Source organism: Streptomyces sp. NPDC058291 (assembly GCF_042880855.1).
GTDB lineage: Bacteria > Actinomycetota > Actinomycetes > Streptomycetales > Streptomycetaceae > Streptomyces.
Window position 1 is genome coordinate 45,000 of sequence record NZ_JBHVYK010000032.1, and the last position, 18,094, is coordinate 63,093.

Genomic DNA, 18,094 nt, shown 5'->3' on the forward strand with positions numbered 1-18,094 from the left:
GACGTCCGTCCGGTCGGGTCCGGCCTCGCGGTGCTAGGTGCTGGGTGAGCTGGGTGCCGGGTGTCGCCGTCCGGTCGCGTGCTGCCGGTGGACCGGTGGACCGGTGGACCGGTGGCGCTCCGCCTCGGAGGCGGGGGCCGTGGGCCGGGTGCGGGGTCCGCCTGCTCCGCGGCCGCCACTTCCGCCTCGGAGCCGACGGCCGCGGGCCGGGTGCGGCGTCCGCCTACTCCGCGGCCACCACTTTCGCCACGGCTGCTTCGGCCACGGCTGCGTCCGGCACCGCCGTCTCCAGGACCGGTCTCTCCAGGAGAGCGGTCTCCGGGGCCGTCGTCTGCGGCGACGCGGCCTGGGGAGTCGCGGTCTGCGGAGTCGCCGTCTGTCGGCCTGGGTCCTGCGGGGTCGCGGTCTTGGTGAGGACGATCTTCGGGAGGGAGGCTTCGACCGGCGCCGGCGTAGTCTCGCCGTCGGCCGAGGGCTCGGGGCCGACCGCGGTGTCCGCCACGGCAGGTGTGTCCCCGTCGGCGGCCGGTGTCTGCGTGTCGGCCGGTGTGGAGCGCGGCGGCAGCAGGTCCAGGACCGCTTGCCGGTGCGCGTCGCTCGTCGCGTCGTCGTACGGGTCGGGCGTGGCCGGCACCTGGAGACGGTGGACCGGCGCCGAGCCCAGCCGGGCGTATCCGCGTCCTGGCGGGACGTCGTCGACCGGGGTGGTGTGCGGGGGTGCGCCGAGCACCGCCTCCAGCTGGGCCGGCGACGCCGGCCCGAGGGCGACCCGCGCGCGGGTGTGCCGGCGCACCGCCTCGCTCAGCGAGTCCAGGGCGTCGAACTGCTCGGCCACGACCACCGTGACCGCGGCGGCGCGACCGTGCCGCAGGGGGATCTGGAGGAGGGACTGCGGGTCCTCGCGGCCGTCGGCCTCGGCCAGGTGGGTGAAGGCGGTGGGGCGGTCCAGCAGGATCCACAGCGGGCGCTTGGTGTCCTCCGGCGCCGGGTCGCCGGCCTGGCGGGCCCGGTTGGCCGCGACGAGCCGGCGCTCGGTCTCGCCGGTCGCCCATTCCAGGGCGGCCAGCGCACCGTCGAGGCCGATCTCGACGCCCAGGACACCGTCCCGGCCGGCCAGACAGGCGTACTCGCCGGTCCCGCCGCCCTCGATGATCAGCACGTCGCCGTGGGGCAGGGCCTGGAGGGCGATGGAGCGCAGCAGGGTCGAGGTGCCGCTGCCCGGCTGGCCGACGGCCAGCAGGTGCGGCTCGGTGGAGCGGATGCCGGTGCGCCAGACGACCGGGGGGACGTCGCGCCGGGCCGCGCCGAAGGCGAGCGGGAGCGTGCGCCGCACCCGGGAGGGGTCGGTGAAGCCCAGGACCGTCTCGCCGGGTGCGGTGACGAAGCGCTGGGCCGCGATGTCGGTCGGCAGTGGGGAGAGGACGCTGACCGTGAGCTCGTTGCCCTCCTCGTCCCAGTCGAAGAGGTACTCCCGGCCGCGGCCGGACTTGGCGGCGAGCAACTGCTGGATCCGCGCGCGGGACGCGGCCTCGCCGTCCGGGAAATACGCCGGATAGCGGATCACCAGGTGGGCCACGCGGCCCGAGTCGTCGAACTCCTGGGTGGGGAAGACCGTCTCCCAGTCGCCGCCGTGGGCGTACAGGGGAGACGGGTCTTCGGCCGCCGAGAAGTACGGGACGAGGGCGTCGTACAGCACCTGGAGTCGCTCGATCTGCGATTCGTCAGGGCCTTCGGGATCCGGTGGGGTGCGGTCCCTGCCCTGCCAGGCCGCCGCCGCCATCAGGGTGACGACGGCGAGCAGCGGGCCGTACGGCACGAGCACCACGACCAGGACCACCGAGGCCGCCAGGAACAGCAGCGGACCGCGCCTGTCCCTGGGGGTCTCGGCCCATCTGCGCCGCCCGGCCGAGGCCAGCCGGCGCAGTCCGCGGGTCGTCGTGATCAGCGGATGGAGGACATCGGTGGCGCTGTCGGCTGCCGTCCGGGCCAGCTCCCGACTCCGGGCGATCTGCGCGCTGCCTGTGCTCAGGATGCGGGGGAGGGGGCGCCGGGCCACTGCTGTCTCCTGGAGGTGGTGCGGACGGGACGTGCGGCGTCAGAACTTGATGCCGCCGAGAAGGCTGGCCAGGCTCTCGCCACCGGCCTTGATGCTCGGGGCGATGGCCGTGCTGGCCATGTAGAACCCGAACAGGGCCGAGACGATGGCGTGGGACCCCTTCAGCCCGTCCTTGCGGAAGAAGAGGAAGACGACGATGCCGAGCAGGACCACGCCTGACATGGACAGGATCATTTGGTTTCTCCTGGTTCGCGGGGGACAGTCACCATGAGTACTTCCAGGCTCACAGGATGTATCCATACGATAAAAGGTGCAACTGGGTGAAAAGAGGCTCTTTTCCCCCAGTCGGCGGCAGCTCCGGTGGGCCGCCCGAGCAGGAGAATCGCGGCGAACAGGGTCGTACGTGATCTTTGCCGCGGACGGCACCACCCACGTGACCGACGAGCCAGTACGCTGGCGATTCACCTGAACGGTTGTAGCGAGAGGCGGTCCGGCCGATGAGCGAAGCCCCCGACCCCGAGGTCGTGGACCTGGCGACCAAGATCTTCGATCTGGCTCGTCAGGGACAGACCGAGGAGCTCGTGGCGTACGTCGACGCGGGCGTCCCGGCCGATCTCACCAACGACCGCGGCGACTCGCTCGTGATGCTCGCCGCGTACCACGGCCACGCCGACGCGGTCCGGGCCCTGCTGGCCCGTGGCGCCGAGGCCGACCGGATCAACGACCGCGGCCAGACCCCGCTCGCCGGAGCCGTCTTCAAGGGTGAGACGGACGTCGTCAGGGTCCTGCTGGAGGCCGGCGCCGACCCTTCCCAGGGCACGCCGTCGGCCGTCGACACGGCCCGCATGTTCGGCAAGAGGGAGCTGCTCGGCCTGTTCGGCGCGCACTGAGCCGACGGTCCTGAGCAGGTCCACTGAAGATCCTGACCAGGTAAATCCACGACCACGGGGGAGGCGGTACCAGGCCGCCGGAAATTTCGGTCGCGGCAGGCAGAACAGCCGGGTCATCATGACGTCGTGATTCACGGACGCGATGGCCGGGCAGGTGTCGCCGCACCGCGCGGGCCGTGATGCGGTCCGCATGGGCCACCGACGAGAGGCAGAGGAAGATGGTCTACAGCAAGCAGGAAACGGCGGGCGCCCCGACGTGTTGTCACGCGGCCAGGTAATGCACGTCCCCGGTTGCGTCGACGCTTGATGTGAGGCTGTTTCCCATGTTCGATCCGGTCATAGCGCCCAGCGGTACGCTGCTCGGCCTGCTCCAGAGGGGGCGCGGCGACGGCACGTTGCACGCGCTCACCGCACCGCGCGCCGAAGCGCTCGCGGCGCTGAACCACTGTGTGCTGCGGGATCCCCGCCACGACTGGCAGGTGGAGAACCGCTCCCTTTACTACGCCCGTCTCTACCTCGACCTCAACGGCGAGCTGGACGAGATCGAGGCCCACCTCTTCGACGTCGAGGACGTCTTCGACACCGAGGAGTCACGCACCGGCCTCGCCCTGGCCGTCCTCGGCCACCTCGCCTCCTACGGCAGGCGGGACGCCCTCGAACTGCTGCGCAGATACGCCGCCTCGGGAGCCAACTGGGCCTGGGCCCTGGACGAGCTCGCCCTGCGGGACGACGACGCCGGCCTGCGCGCCCTGGCCGCACCGGTGCTCGCCCGATTCCCCGCGGACGCCGAGGGCGAGGCCGAACTCGCCGTCGCCGTGCGGGACGCCTTCGAGCCACGGCCCTGGCGGCTGTGGGCCGAGGATCCCCGCGAGTACGTCTCCACGCGTGTGCGTGCCGCTCAGGAAGTCGGCTGTTTCGACCGCTGGCAACGGCAGCTGAGTCCCAGCGGTCCGCGGCCCGGGTGGAGCGTGCAGGCGGTGTTCGCATGGGCCCAGCAGGGGGTCGAACGCGGAGCCGCTCTCCACGTCCCGGCCGCCCGCTGCCTGTCCGCCGTCGCCGGACCGGAGGACCGCCCCGAGATCGTGCAGGCGGCCAAGGACGGGCCCGAGGGCGCCCGGTGCACCGCCCTGCGCTATCTCGCCGACTGCAACGACCCCGACGCCCTCCTCCTCGTCGAACAGGCCGTCGCGGCCGGCTCTACGACCGTGGTCGAGGCCGCCGTCGGCGCGTTCGAGCGCATGCGCAGCGTCGCCGCCGTCGACCGGGCCCGCGGCTGGGTCCACCGGCCCGACGCCCTGGGCGCCGCCGCCGGCCGCATGCTCGCCTGCCGGGGCGGCGCGAGGGACAAGGAACTGGTCCTGGCCGCCCTGCGCGAGGCCGTGCGCGGCGAAGGCTGCGACGCGCCGACCCTGTGGACGCTCGTCGACGGCGCCGGCCGGCTCGGCATCGTCTGCGCGGCGCCCGTGCTGCGCCATATCTACCGCGAGACGGCCTCGTCGCACCTGCGCGGGCGCTGCGCCCGGGCGCTCGCCGCCACCGACCCCTCCTACGCCACCGGCTTCGCCGTCGAGTGCCTCTGGGACTGCGAGGAGGGCACCCGCGAGATCGCCGCCCGGCACGCCGAGACCGGTGACGCCCGGGTCGTGGAGCGCCTGCGGCGGCTCGCCGCCGACCCGGCCGAGGAGGCCGAGGTCCAGACGGCCGTGCGGAGCCGGATCGGACCCGACGCGGCCTCCGCCATGTGACCTGGGGAGCAGGCCGCCGCCCGAGGACAGCCCGGTGGCGGCCCCCCGACGGGGAGCGGCGTGCTGCCGCCGGGGCCGATGGCACGGAGCGTCCGATCTGCGGGATGTGCGGGGACCGGGCTGCGGCCGCAGAGCGCAACGCTCACTGACGGCGGTCGACGCGTGCCTCGCGGCGCACGACGCGACGGTGGTCCCGGCCCGCGGCGGCGCCCACGACCCGGGGCGGCTTGGCCCGAGGCCCCGGAGCGGCCCCCGCCAAAGGCACCGGCACCTGCACCTGCACGGCTCCGCGTCCGCTTCTGCTTCCGCTTCTGCTTCCGCCTCCACCTCCGCGTCCGCTTCCGCGTCCGCTTCTGCTTCCGCCTCCGCCTCCGCCTCTGCCGACGGTCCCGGCCGCTGCCGGACGGTCCTGTGCATCCCGTGCGGTGTCCTGCGGATCCGTTCGAGCCCGGCGGCCGCGCACGAGACGCGTCGTTCGCCGGGCAGGCGCGCCGCCCCGTGCACCACGCGCCTGCCCGGTCCGGCGGACGTCACCGCCTGCGTACGGCCACGAAACGGACCGGTGTGCCCGGTGGGGCCTGCGCGGCCGCCGGGAGGTCGGTGGCGCGGACGACCCCGATCACCGGGTAGCCGCCCGTGGTCGGGTGGTCGGCGAGGAAGACCACCGGCCGGCCGGCCGGCGGCACCTGCACGGCGCCCAGGACCATGCCCTCGCTCGCCAGCTCCCCGTCCACCTCCCGTTCCAGCACGGGCCCTTCGGTGCGCAGTCCGATGCGATTGCTCGCCGAGGAGACACGGAACGTCCGTGACGTGAACACGCGGACGGCCTCGGGGGTGAACCAGTCCGCGCGCGGGCCGGGCGTCACCCGGAGGACGAGTTCGGCGGGGGGCGCGGGCTGGGGAGCGATGTCCACGCGCGCGTACCGGGCGCGTGCGCGCCCGAGGTGCAGAACCGTGCCGTTCGCGAGCGGCGCAGGGCCCAGGCCCGACAGCAGATCCGTGGAACGGCTGCCGAGCACCGGCTCCACGGCGATGCCGCCGGCCGCGGCGACGTAGGCGCGCACTCCGCGCAGGGCCGGTCCGACGTTCAGCACCGCTCCGGCGGGCACCCGGACCGGCGCGCCCCAGGCGACCGGCCGATCGTCCACGGCGACCCGGCACGGCGCGCCCCCCACCGCGACGGTCACGTCCGTACGCGGCCCGAGGGCGCAGCCGTCGAGCGTGGTCTCCAGGACCGCCGCGTCGGCAGAGTTGCCCACCAGCCGGTTGACCAGGGCCGCCGCGGGGCCGTCGAGCGCACCGGACCGGGGCACCCCGAGATGGGCGTGTCCGGGGCGGCCCCGGTCCTGCACGGTGGTGAGCGCCCCGGCCCGGACGACGACGAGCGCGCGGTCGCTCACGCCGTTCCCACCGGACCGGCCGGGACGAACCGCACGCGCGTGCCCGGCGACAGCAGCGCCGCCGGCTCGCGCGCCGGGTCGAACAGCACCGCGTCCGTACTGCCGATCAGCTGCCAGCCGCCCGGCGACGAGCGCGGGTACACGCCGGTGTACGGCCCCGCCAGGGCCACCGAGCCGGCCGGCACGGCGGTGCGCGGAGTCGTCCGGCGCGGGACGTCGTAGCGGGCGGGCAGGCCCGTCAGATAGCCGAAGCCGGGCGCGAACCCGCAGAAGGCCACCCGGAACTCGGCGGCCGCGTGGACGCGGGCCACCTCGCGCTCCCGCACGCCCCAGTGGGCGGCGACCTCGGACAGGTCCGGGCCGTCGTAGCGGGTCGGGATCTCGACGATCTCCCCCGAGCGCGGGGGAGCGGGCGGAACGTCGGCCACGGCCAGCTCGGAGGCCACCCGTGCGATGTCGGTGAGGCCGTCCAGGAGGACCGTACGGGCCGCCGGGACGATCTCGCGCGCCCTCAGCAGCCCCGCCTCGCGGCGGCGCAGCAGCTCCGCGTGCAGGGCCTCGGCCTGCGCGCCCGACGCCACCTCGACGAGGAGGGCGTCGTCGCCGACGGGCAGCACCCGGACGCTCATGCGAACGCCTCCACCCGAACGCCCGACTCCTCCAGCCGACGACGGACCCGGCGCGCCAGCTCCACCGCGCCCGGCGTGTCGCCGTGCAGACACAGCGAACGCGCGCGCACCTCGATGGACGACCCCGCGTGGGTCTCGACCCGGCCCAGGCGAGCCAGGCTCACCGACCGCGCCACGACGGTGTCCGGATCGCTGACCACGGCCCCCGGCCGACCGCGCGGCACCAGCGTGCCCTGCTCGGTGTACGCGCGGTCCGCGAACGCCTCCGGCACGGTCGGCAGTCCCGCCTCGCGGGCCGCTTCCAGCAGACGGGAGCCGGGCAGCCCCAGCACGGACAGCGCGTCGTCCGCGAGGAGGACCCCGGCGACCACCGCGCCGGCCTGCTCCTCGTCGTGCACGACCCGGTTGTAGAGCGCGCCGTGCGGCTTCACGTACGCCACGCGCGCGCCCGCCGCCCGGGCGAACACCTGCAGGGCGCCGATCTGGTAGGCCACCTCGGCGGCCAGCTCCGCGGACGGCACGTCCATCGCACGCCGGCCGAAGCCCGCGAGATCCCGGTAGGAGACCTGCGCGCCGATGGTCACACCCCGCTCGGCCGCCAGCGCGCACACCCGCCGCATGGTGACCGCGTCCCCGGCGTGGAAGCCGCAGGCCACGTTGGCGCTGGTGACGACGGACAGCAGGTGCTCGTCGTCCGTCAGCCGCCAGCGGCCGAAGCCTTCGCCGAGGTCGGCGTTCAGGTCGATCGCTGTCGTCGCGGTCATGGTTTCTTCGCATCTCCTTCTCAGGCCACGCGGTACTGCTCGTCGCGGGCGTCGGTGAGGAACATCTGTCCCGGGGCGTGGGTGAGGGCGAAGGGCGGGCGCGAGGCCGTCACCGCGGCCTGCGGAGTCACACCGCAGGCCCAGAACACCGGGATGTCGTCGGGCTCGGCGTCCACCGGGTCGCCGAAGTCGGGCCGCCCGAGATCGTCGATGCCCAGCCCCGACGGATCGCCGCAGTGTACGGGGCTGCCGTGCACCGCCGGGAGCAGGCTGCTCTCCCGGATGGCGGCCGCCAGGTGCCGCGGCGGCACCGGGCGCATCGACACCACCATCGGCCCGTGCAGCCGCCCCGCCGGACGGCACTGACGGTCGGTCACGTACATCGGGACGTTGCGTCCCTGTTCGAGGTGACGGATGGGGACGCCCGCCCCGGCCAACGCCCACTCGAAGGTGAAGCTGCAGCCGATCAGGAACGACACCAGGTCCTCGCGCCAGTGCGCGCGCACGTCCGTCGGCTCGTCGACCAGCTCCCCGTCCTCCCACACGCGGTAGCGCGGCAGATCGGTGCGCAGGTCGGCGCCCTCGGCCAGGACGGTCGTCCAGGAGCCCGCGTCGGTGACGTCGAGGACGGGACAGGGCTTCGGGTTGCGCTGGCAGAACAGCAGCATGTCGTACGCCCAGTCCGCGGGCACCGAGATGAGGTTGACCTGCGTGTGGCCCGCCGCGACCCCGGCCGTGGGGCCGGCCAGCCCCGCCCGGAAACGGGTCCGGGCGGTTTCGGGGCTCCACGCGTGCGCGTGCTGCTCGGCGAGCATGACGGGACGGTCCTCGCCCAGGGGCGGACGACGGTCCTGGCTCAGGACGGGACGGTTCACTCCAGCTCCTTGCCGCGCGTCTCGGGGAGGCCCAGCAGCGCCAGGGCGGCGATCGCGTAGCCGATCGCGCCGAAGGTCAGTGCGCCGCCGACCCCCCAACTGTCGGCCAGGAAGCCGACCGTGGTGGGGAAGACCGCGCCCACGGCGCGGCCCGTGTTGTACGTGAAGCCCTGGCCCGTGCCCCGCAGGGCCGTCGGATACAGCTCGCTCAGGAAGGACCCGAAGCCGCTGAAGATGGCCGACATGCAGAACCCGAGCGGGAAGCCGAGGACGAGCAGCAGGGTGTCCGCGCCGCTCGGGATGTTGGCGTACGCCAGGATGCACACCGCCGACAGCAGGGCGAACAGCCAGATGTTGCGGCGCCGCCCCAGCCGGTCGGTGAGATACCCGCCGGTGAGGTAGCCGAGGAAAGCCCCCGAGATCAGGAAGGTCAGGTAGCCGCCGGTGCCGACCACGGACAGGCCGCGCTCCGACTTCAGGTACGTCGGCACCCAGGTGGCGAGGGTGTAGTAGCCGCCCTGCACGCCGGTGGAGAGCAGGCCCGCGAAGAGCGTCGTCCGCAGCAGCGGGCCCTTGAAGATCGCGGGGAACGAGCCCTTCTCCGCGCTCTGTTCCCGCGCGGTCGTGGCCTGCGGCGCGTCCTGCACCCGGCGTCGCATCCACACGACGAGCAGGGCGGGCAGCGCGCCCGTCCAGAACATGATCCGCCAGGCCATGTCGTCGCCGAAGAACGAGAACACCAGGGTGTAGGCGACGGCGGCGAGGCCCCAGCCGACGGCCCACGAGCTCTGGATCGCGCCGAGGGTACGGCCCCGGTGCTTCGCGCTCGCGTACTCGGCCACCAGGATCGCGCCGACCGCCCACTCGCCGCCGAAGCCGAGGCCCTGGAGGGACCGGAGGACCAGCAGCGTCTCGTAGCTGGGCGCGAAGCCGCAGGCGACGGTGAACACCGCGTAGGTGATCACCGTGATCATCAGGGCCCTGACCCGGCCGATCCGGTCGGCCAGGACGCCCGCGACGGCGCCGCCGACCGCGGAGGCGACCAGGGTGACGGTGGTGAACAGGCCGGTCTGGCCGCTGTCCAGGCCGAAGTACGCCGCCAGCGCGACCATGCTCAGGGGCAGCGTGAAGTAGTCGTAGGAGTCGAGGGCGTAGCCGCCGAACGCGCCGGCGAAGGCGCGGCGGCCCTGCGGTCCGAGGGCGCGCAGCCAGGACAGCGCCCCGTCGTCACGGGTGCGTCCGGTCGTAGCCCGGCCGTCTTCGGCGGTCGGGGCCTGCGGTGGAGGAGGAGTGCTCATGGGCACCTCGCTGAGGGAGGACGGAGGGTGCTGGAAGTGAGCTGTGGGCGTGCGGGAGGCGGGTCGCCGCGACGGGGGCGGGCAGCGCCTGGAATCGAAGGTAGAGGATCGTTGAACGATCCTTCAATACCCCCGTTGTCTCGTTCTCAGGTCTGCGATTGAATTCCGGGCATGGCAGAGCAGCTGGCGGGACTGGCCGACGACCGCGCCCTCCTGGGCCGCACGAGCACGGCCGAGCGGGTGGCGGACATCCTCAGGAGCCGTATCGCCGAGGGGTACTTCCCGCCCGGGACCAGGCTCGCGGAGGACAGCATCGGCGGTGCGCTCGGCGTGTCGCGCAACACCCTGCGCGAGGCGTTCCGGCTGCTCACCCACGAGCGTCTGCTCGTCCACGAGCTGAACCGGGGCGTCTTCGTCCGGGTGCTGACCGTGGAGGACGTCGAGGACATCTACCGCACCCGCACCCTCGTGGAATGCGCCGTCGTGCGAGGACTCGGGGAGCCGCCGTACGCGCTGGAGGGCCTGCGGGCGAGCGTCGTCGAGGGGCAGCTGGCGGCCGTCGAGAACGACTGGAAGAAGCTGGGGACCGCCAACATCCACTTCCACCGGGAACTGGTGGCGCTGGCCGCGAGCGCGCGCACCGACGAACTCATGCGCAGCGTCTTCGCCGAGCTGCGCCTGGCCTTCCACCTCGTCGACGAACCGCGCCGGCTGCACGAGCCGTACCTCCAGCGCAACCGCCAGATCCTCCAGGCCCTCGAGGCCGGCGACAAGGCAGGGGCCGAGCGACTGCTCACGACCTACCTCGACGACTCCCTGGAAAGGGTGGTCGAGGCGTACCGGCGAAGGGTGGGGGAGGACCGCGCCCTCAGGAGCACGCAGTAGCGCGCGACGAGCCCTCCCCGGCCGGTCGGCGCCCGCCCGCAGGCGGAACGCGGCTGGTGGTCGCCCCGCTCGGCCGCCGGAGGCGATCCGCGTCGTTTGGGTCGATGTCAGACCGAGGACCTAGTCTGTGCATCGTGACTTCGCCTGCTTCGACGGACCGTGTTCCGCCCCAGCTCAGCGCGGGGCCGCGCCCCGCTCAGGGCCCGGCCGCCGACGAGGGGCTGGCGCGGCGGCTGCGCGCGCTCGCCTGCACGGCGCCGATCCACGACCTCGACGCGCGCAAGGCCAACCTGGCCGGTGAGTACTCGGTCTACGGCATGGCGGAGATCGCCCTTGCGGCCATCGACCTCGTCACGCTCAACATGGACTTCGACACCGGCGCCGACCACGACCAGATAGTGGCCCGCCTGCTGCCCCGCATCACCGCTCAGGCCCCGCAGCGACCCGTCGCCGAGCACGAGCGGGTGGCCCGCTGGGTGCTGGAGAACCTGATCAACGTCGGCAGCGTCGACCGCGGTTTCCGCGCCGTCTACGGCATGTTCGCGTCGGACGGCACCTATGTGCGCCGGGACTACGACTTCAAGCTGATCGAGGAGGTCCCCGGATACGGCGGAGCCGTCTATCTGCGCACCACCGACGAAGCGGTCAACGTGCTCGTCGGCGCCCTCGACACGGACGTCACCAGCGCGCAGATCGCCGCCGAGGTCAAGCTGGAGGTGCTCGTCCGCCGCGGCCGCCTCGCCGACGCCCAGCTCGCCGCCGAACAGGCCCGCTACCGCACCGTGCAGTACTCGGAGACGCTGCGCCGCGCTCTGGAGGCCACCCGTCGCAACGTGCGCGCGGTGGACTGGCTGAACGCGGTGCCCGACATGATCGCCGAGGCCCTCGACCACGTCGCCGACCGCTACCGGCACGAGAACGCGATCCTCACCAACATCCGCAAGGCACGCGACGAGATCGAGGACGCGGAGAACAAGCGCCGGGCCGCCGAACTCGTCGACATCGTCAAGGACTGCATCCGCCGGCACACCCAGCTGCAGTCCCGCCTGCTGGAGGCCGGCCCGCTGTTCCGCGCCGAGCAGGACCGGCAGGCCTTCGCCACGCCGATGACGTCGTCGGGGACCGACCTCTACGGGCACCTGGTCGCCCCGGTGCTGCCGTTGCCGCTGGAGCAGGCGGTCCGGGTCACCGACGCGTTCTTCGCGCGCGGCACCGGGCTGCGCACCCCGGTGTCCGTACGCGTGGGCGACCTCGTCGACCTCCTGCTGACCCCGCCCCTGGAGCGGGAGCACCTGGGAGCGGAGATGCCGGAGCCCGACCTGATCGCCACGCCGGACGACAGCCGGTTCAGCGAGGAGCAGTTGGCCGCGGCGATGGAACTCCTCGATCTGCCGGCGGACGCGCCGCGACGGCTGTCCGGGCTGCTGGCGCAGGCTCGTCGCGCCGACCCCGATCTTCCGTATCTGGTGGCGCTGCTGGCGGTCCACGCGGCCAGCCCCGCTGTCGGCACCGCCTATCGGCAGGGCGAGGAGAAGCTGCTGTTCGCCGTGGACGACGGGACGGAGCTGGACGATCCGGAGTTCGGCGGGGCCGATCTCATCGTCGGCACGGCCCTCCTGGACTCCGCCGGGATGGCGGCGGATCGCACGGAGGCGGCATGAGCCGGGTCGGGAACCGAATGAACCAGCGGGAACGCACGCAGGGGAACGAGCGAGCGTATGAGAGCGAACGCACGTATCAGAACGCGCGCACGCACGAGGACGAAGGCGCCTACCGGAGCGCGCGCACGCACGAGCACGAGAACAGCAAGGAGCCGAGGCCGTGACCGAGCACGTCGACCGGAGTGAACCGGAGGCCGCCGCCGTACCGGCCGCCGCCGTCACCCCTGCCGACGCCGCCGACGCGGCGCGGCTCGTCGCCTTCGGGCTGCAGCCCAAACTGCAGCCCGCGCGCGACCAGGAGTATGCCGATCTGCTGCGGCGCCACCGCGAGGACCCGGCGTTCGCGCGGCTCGCCGACGCCGTGGCCGCCGGGCTCGGGCTGATCGTGCTGGAGGTGTCCCCCCGCGCGGGCATGGCCGTGACCGCCGCCGAGGACTCGGTGTTCGCCGTGCGCATGGGGGACTACGCCCGCCGGACCTCCGCCGACGGCGGCGACCGCTTCCTGCACGGCCTGGCCCACCTCTGCGTCGCCGCGATGGCCTTCCCGCGCCCCGAGGACCTGGCCGACGACGGCTACATCGGCCGGGTCAGCGTCAACGGCGTCGACGCCTTCGTGCGCCAGGCCTGCCGGCGCCTCGAGGAGCGGGCGCAGCAGCAGGGCGAGAACACCGACCCCGCGACCGACGCGCCCGGTCTGGAGGCCGCGTGGCGGGTCTGGGCCAGACGCAGTTCCACCGGCGCCACCAAGGACGCCCGCAGACTCGCCGGTTCCACGACCGGCATCGTCGGCAAGGCGGTCGTGTTCCTCACCGACTCCGGGTTCCTGCAGCGGACCGGGGACGACAACGGCGGCACCTACCGCACCACGGCCCGCTACCAGCTGCAGGTGCGCGACATGGCCGGCAGCGCCGCCCTCGCCGAACTGCTGGAGCTGGGCGTCGTCCCGGTCACCGACGGCACGCCGACCCTGCTGCCCGCCGAGGAGAGCGACGATCTGGAGTTGGTGGCCGACGCGGGCCTTCCGTTCCACTCCTGACGCCCCCCCAGCGCCTCCCAGCGCCTCCGATCGCCTCCGGGCGCTCGCGCCCCTCCCCCCTGATCCGTCGATCTGCCGAAGACTTACGAGAGTCCGCCATGTACGAGCTGTCCCGGGTCCGCCTCTACTCCATCGGGCCTGCCGGTGCGCGCTACGCCGACACCGTGCTTGACCTGCGGGGCGTGGGCGACGTCGTGCCCGACCCCGCGCCCGCCCAGGCGGAGTTCTTCGAGGAGGAGCCCGTCGGCCCGCCGCGCCGCCCCGCGCCCGCAGGCGTCCTCTTCCTGGAGAACGGCGGCGGCAAGTCCGTCCTCCTCAAGCTGATCTTCTCGGTGATGCTGCCGGGCCACCGCAACACCCTCGGCGGAGCCAGCTCCGGCGTACTGCGCAAGTTCCTGCTCGCCGACGACTGCGGACACGTGGCGCTGGAGTGGCAGCATGTCCTCACCGGCGAGTGCGTGGTCGTCGGCAAGGCGAGCGAGTGGCGCGGACGGCAGGTCTCCAACGACCCGCGCAAGTTCGCCGAAGCCTGGTACTCCTTCCGGCCGGGGCCCGGACTGAGCCTGGACAGTCTGCCCGTCGCCGAGTCCACCGCCGTGCGCCCGCCCGTCGAGGGCGCCTCCGGCGCGCAGGGGCGGCGGCGCACCATGAAGGGCTTCCGGGACGCCATCACCGAGGCGGGCAAGGCGTATCCGCACCTGGAGGTGCACTGGGAGGAGATCCACGACCGGTGGATCGAGCACCTCGGCGATCTCGGCCTCGACCCCGAACTCTTCCGCTACCAGCGGGAGATGAACGCCGACGAGGGCGAGGCCGCCGGCCTCTTCGCGGTCAAGAAGGACTCCGACTTCACCGACCTGCTGCTGCGCGCGGTGACCGACACCCGCGACACCGACGGGCTCGCCGACCTGGTCAGCGGCTTCGGCAACAAACTCGGCCGCCGTGCCGAGCTCATCGCCGAACGGGACTTCACCGCCGGCTCGGCGGAGCTGCTGGGCCGGATCGTCGAGGCCGCCGAGGCACGGGCCCGCGCGCGCGACGTCCACGCCGGGGCCGAGCGACGAACCCGCGCGCTGGCCCGCCGGCTCTCCGCGCGCGGGCTGCGGGAGAAGCAGCGGGCCGGCGATCTGGCCCAGCGGGTCACGGCCGCCGCCTACGCCGTCACCCACTCCGAGAGCGCGCGCGAGCGCAGCGCGTCGATCGCCGCCGAACTGGCCTACCGGCACGCCTCGCTGGCGCTCGCGGCCGCCGAGAAGTCGGCCGCCGCGCAGAAGCGCGAACTCGCCGACGCCCGTACCCTGCACGCGGCCTGGCAGGCAGCCGAAGCCGTGCTGCGCCACCGCGCCGCCGCCGACCGCGTCGCGCGCGTGTCCGCCGCGATCCAGGAGGCGGAACGGGACGCGGCCCCGGCCCTGGCCGCCCGCGCCCGGGCCGCCGTCGACCTCGTACGGGCCCTGCACGCGGCCGCCCGGAGCGCCGAGGACCTCGCCAACGAGGAGGAGGAGCGATCCGCCGCCCTCCAGGAGGTCGGCGAAGCCGCGCACCGGGACGCGACCTCCGCCGCCACCGACGCCCAGCGCGCCCGCAGCGAGGTCGGTCATCTGCGCCAGCGCCTCGCCGAGGTCGAGCAGGAGACCGCCGAAGCCGTACGCGCGGGCTGGCTCGACGACAGCGCGCCCGACGCCGACCCCGCGCGTGCCGCACTCGCCGCCAGTGACGCCGAGAAGACGGCCGTCGCCGCCTGGGACGCCGCCCGGGAGGCCTCGCGCCGAGCCGGCGAGCACGCCCGCGAAGCCGCCTCGGCCGAGTCCCGCGCCGAACTCACCGCGGCCCGGGCCGCCGACGCGGCCACCGCCGCGCAACGCTCCTACGAAGCAGAGCGACGGCTCGCCGACGCCCTGGCCGGCGAAGAAAGGCTCGCCGAACTGCTGGGGCTGACCGGCGGCCGCGCGCCCCGGCAGATCCCGCAGCCCCGGCGGGACGGCGACTCCGACGACGGCTCCCTGCTGAGCCCCGAGGACCTCGACCGCTGCGCCGACGAACTGCGTGAACTCCTCGACGACACCGTCTCCTCCGCCGAACGCCAGCTCTTCGACCTGCGGACCGCCGCCGCCGACGACGCCCGCATCCTCGGCGCGCTCGGCGACGGGGGACTGCTGCCGCCCGGCCCGGACGTGCTGGCCACCGTCGAGTTCCTCGGCGAGCACGGCATCCCCGCGCTGCCCGGCTGGCGTTACCTCGCGCAGGCCGTCGCCCCGGCCGACCACGCACGGGTGCTCGCCGCCCGGCCCGAGCTGGTCGACGGCGTGATCATCACCGACCCCGGCTCGCACGCCCGCGCGCGTGAGGCGCTCGGCGAGGCCGCGCTGCTGCCGCGTTCGGCCGTCGCCGTCGGCACCGCCGCCGCCCTGCTCGCCCCGACCCCGCCGGCCGGCTCCGACGACGGGGACGTCTTCCTCGTCCCGCCGAACCCCGCCATGCACGACGAGCACGCCGCCGACGAGGAGCGGCAGACCCTGCGCGCGCGGGCGACCGAGCGGGACGAGGACATCCGCCGGCTCGCGGCGCGGCTCGGCAAGGACCGCGAGCTCGCGGCGCGGCTCGCGTCCTGGCGCACCGGCTGCCCGGCCGGGCGGCTCACCGAGCTGGCGCACGCCGCCGGAGAGGCACGCGCGTTCGCCGAGGAGTCGGAGGCCGAGCTGGCCGAGGCGCGCACCGCGCGCGCCGAGGCCGACGAGATCGCCGCCGAGGCGGCCCAGGTGCGTGACGAGCGCCAGGAGGTCGCACAGAAGGCCCGGCGCGCCGCCGACGCGCTCGCCGGGCTCGCCTTCCGGCTGCGCGAGCGCGCCGGCTGGCAGGTCAAGGTGCGTGAACTCGCCGACGAGGCAGCCGAGTCGGAGGCCCGCGCCCAGGCGTGCCTGGAGCGCGCCCGCGCCGCCGACGAGGACCGGCGCGCCGCCCAGCGGGCCGCCGACGACGCCCGCCGCACCGCGCGGGCGCTGCGCGCGGAGCGCGCCGAGATCGCCGGCGCTCCCGACGACGTGCCCGAGGGCGACGCGGAGGCCTCCAAGGCCTCCCTGCCTGCCCTGCGGGAGGCCTACCGGGCCGCGTCCCAGCTGTACGAGAAGGTGGGCGTCGGCGCCGACCTGCGGGCCGAGCAGGCCCGCGCGGAGAGCGACGAGAGCGCGGCCCGCGCCGAACTGGACCGGCTGAGCAACAAGGTCCGCACGCGCGCGGAACAGCTGCTGCAGTCGCCCGACGGTTCCGACGGGCCGTCCCGGCAGGCCGCCTCCGCGCGCGCGGAGGAGCTGGTGCAGCTCCTGGAGACGCGCGTGTCCACCGCGAGCGAGCAGCTCGGGCGGCTGCGCGGCGAGGCGGAGCGGCACGCGCCCGAGGACGGCGAGGCGCACACCGAGCTTCCCGAGGAGTCCCGCCCGCGTGACGCCGAGCACGCACAGGCCCTGCTGCGCACCGCGACCTCCGAACTCGCCTCCCGCACCGAGGCCCTGGAGAGCTCCCGCGAGGCGCACGCCGAACTCCTGGCCGCCCACCGGGCCGCCGAGGACGCGGCCGGCGGCTTCGACGAGATCGCCGCCATGCTGCGCGACCTGCTGCGCGAACACGCCCCGGAGGAGGAGCAGGAGGAATCCGAGCCCTACCCGGGCGCCCTGGAGGAGGCCCGTCACTCGGCTGCCGAGGCCCGCCGTGCTCTGCGCGGTTGCGCCGCCGATCTGTCCACCGCCGAGTCCGCCGTCCGCGAGGCCGGCGACATCCTCGTGCGGCACGCCAACTCCACCCGCTACGAGCAGGTGCGCACCCCCGCCCGCCAGCAGATCCGTGAGCTGCCCGCCTCCGCGCTTCCGGAGCACGCCAAGAGGTGGGCCGACGCCTTCGCGCCCCGACTGCGCGTCCTGACGGACGAGTTGGAGCAGCTGGAGCGCAACAGGGACTCGATCGTGGACCGGCTGCGGGGGCTCGTGGAGTCCGCGCTCGCCACCCTGCGCTCCGCCCAGCGGCTCTCCCGCCTGCCCGAGGGGCTCGGCGAATGGTCCGGCCAGGAGTTCCTGCGCATCCGTTTCGAGGAGCCCGACCAGGCCACCCTCACCGAACGGCTCGGCGAGGTCATCGACGACGCGACCCGGGCCGCCGTCAAGAAGAACTCCGACCTGCGGCGCGACGGCATGTCGCTGCTGCTCCGGGGGGTCGGCGCAGCGCTCCAGCCCAAGGGCGTCGCCGTCGAGATCCTCAAGCCGGACGCCGTGCTGCGCGCCGAGCGCGTCCCCGTCGGCCAGATGGGCGACGTGTTCTCCGGCGGCCAGCTGCTCACCGCGGCCATCGCCCTGTACTGCACGATGGCCGCGCTCAGGAGCAACGACCGGGGGAGGGACAAGCACCGGTACGCCGGCACGCTGTTCCTCGACAACCCCATCGGGCGCGCCAACGCGACGTATCTGCTGGAGCTCCAGCGCGCGGTCTCGGACGCCCTCGGCGTGCAGCTGCTCTACACCACCGGCCTGTTCGACACCACGGCACTGGCGGAGTTCCCGCTGGTCATCCGTCTGCGCAACGATGCCGACCTCAGGGCGGGCCTGAAGTACATCAGCGTCGAGGAACACCTCCGCCCCGGGCTGCCGCAGCAGGCTCCGCCCGCGGAAGGCGACACGGTGCAGGTGCACAGCGAGATCACGGCGACACGGATGTACAAGCGCCCCGCACCGCACACGGGTTGATCAGACACAGGTGACGCGCGACGTCGGCGGTCGGCCGTCGCCCCCCGTCCCTGGCGGGGTGCGGCGGGTCGAGGAGGGGGAGCGGGGACGCGGCCGAACAGCGTCGTCCCCGCGCCGCGTCCGGG

Annotated in this window: 13 protein-coding genes; 6 read left to right on the forward strand and 7 right to left on the reverse strand. The window is 74.2% G+C overall.

All coding sequences use genetic code 11. The features are described from left to right. Positions 1–223: 223 nt before the first annotated feature. Both ACFVYK_RS18360 and ACFVYK_RS18365 read right to left on the reverse strand, forming a co-directional pair. Positions 224–2,056 (reverse strand): hypothetical protein, encoded by a 1,833-nt coding sequence (locus ACFVYK_RS18360; RefSeq protein WP_389774821.1) that lies wholly within the window; start codon positions 2,054–2,056, stop codon positions 224–226. A 39-nt stretch (positions 2,057–2,095) separates the two neighbouring features. After that, the gene (locus ACFVYK_RS18365) at positions 2,096–2,290 is read right to left on the reverse strand and encodes a hypothetical protein (RefSeq protein WP_069772012.1); all 195 of its coding nucleotides are present in this window, start codon (positions 2,288–2,290) and stop codon (positions 2,096–2,098) included. A 263-nt stretch (positions 2,291–2,553) separates the two neighbouring features. Here ACFVYK_RS18365 and ACFVYK_RS18370 point away from each other — a divergent pair, with 263 nt between their 5' ends. Together ACFVYK_RS18370 and ACFVYK_RS18375 are read left to right on the forward strand one after the other, a co-directional pair. Next, positions 2,554–2,946, forward strand: coding sequence for an ankyrin repeat domain-containing protein (locus ACFVYK_RS18370; protein ID WP_389774823.1), 393 nt, complete (start codon positions 2,554–2,556; stop codon positions 2,944–2,946). 323 nt (positions 2,947–3,269) lie between these two features. Then, entirely contained in the window at positions 3,270–4,691 is a 1,422-nt protein-coding gene (locus ACFVYK_RS18375; RefSeq protein WP_389774824.1) for a HEAT repeat domain-containing protein, read from the forward strand. 530 nt (positions 4,692–5,221) lie between these two features. On the opposite strand, the gene ACFVYK_RS18380 is transcribed toward ACFVYK_RS18375, so the two are convergent. Genes ACFVYK_RS18380 through ACFVYK_RS18400 form a run of 5 tightly spaced genes read right to left on the reverse strand, consistent with a single transcriptional unit; the run spans position 5,222 to position 9,657 of the window. Beyond that, the gene (locus ACFVYK_RS18380) at positions 5,222–6,091 is read right to left on the reverse strand and encodes a biotin-dependent carboxyltransferase family protein (protein ID WP_389774826.1); all 870 of its coding nucleotides are present in this window, start codon (positions 6,089–6,091) and stop codon (positions 5,222–5,224) included. Further along, positions 6,088–6,720, reverse strand: coding sequence for a 5-oxoprolinase subunit PxpB (gene pxpB / locus ACFVYK_RS18385; RefSeq protein WP_389774828.1), 633 nt, complete (start codon positions 6,718–6,720; stop codon positions 6,088–6,090). Before pxpB ends, ACFVYK_RS18380 begins: the two co-directional genes overlap by 4 nt. Further along, entirely contained in the window at positions 6,717–7,484 is a 768-nt protein-coding gene (locus ACFVYK_RS18390) for a LamB/YcsF family protein (protein WP_389774831.1), read from the reverse strand. Before ACFVYK_RS18390 ends, pxpB begins: the two co-directional genes overlap by 4 nt. A 20-nt stretch (positions 7,485–7,504) precedes the next feature. Beyond that, on the reverse strand, positions 7,505–8,299 hold the full coding sequence (locus ACFVYK_RS18395; protein WP_389774885.1) for a putative hydro-lyase: 795 nt from the start codon (positions 8,297–8,299) through the stop codon (positions 7,505–7,507). A gap of 56 nt (positions 8,300–8,355) precedes the next feature. Beyond that, positions 8,356–9,657 (reverse strand): MFS transporter, encoded by a 1,302-nt coding sequence (locus tag ACFVYK_RS18400; protein ID WP_389774834.1) that lies wholly within the window; start codon positions 9,655–9,657, stop codon positions 8,356–8,358. 171 nt (positions 9,658–9,828) lie between these two features. On the opposite strand from ACFVYK_RS18400, the gene ACFVYK_RS18405 reads away from it, so the two are divergent. The 4 genes from ACFVYK_RS18405 (at position 9,829) to ACFVYK_RS18420 (ending at position 17,969) form a co-directional block, all read left to right on the forward strand. Further along, positions 9,829–10,542: a GntR family transcriptional regulator gene (locus ACFVYK_RS18405; protein WP_389774837.1), complete on the forward strand. Its 714-nt coding sequence runs from the start codon at positions 9,829–9,831 to the stop codon at positions 10,540–10,542. A 134-nt stretch (positions 10,543–10,676) separates the two neighbouring features. After that, on the forward strand, positions 10,677–12,203 hold the full coding sequence (locus ACFVYK_RS18410) for a hypothetical protein (RefSeq protein ID WP_389774838.1): 1,527 nt from the start codon (positions 10,677–10,679) through the stop codon (positions 12,201–12,203). 160 nt (positions 12,204–12,363) lie between these two features. Then, the gene (locus ACFVYK_RS18415; protein ID WP_389774841.1) at positions 12,364–13,239 is read left to right on the forward strand and encodes a hypothetical protein; all 876 of its coding nucleotides are present in this window, start codon (positions 12,364–12,366) and stop codon (positions 13,237–13,239) included. 98 nt (positions 13,240–13,337) lie between these two features. After that, complete coding sequence (locus tag ACFVYK_RS18420) at positions 13,338–17,969, forward strand: hypothetical protein (protein WP_389774844.1); 4,632 nt, start codon at positions 13,338–13,340, stop codon at positions 17,967–17,969. The last annotated feature ends 125 nt before the right edge of the window (positions 17,970–18,094 follow it).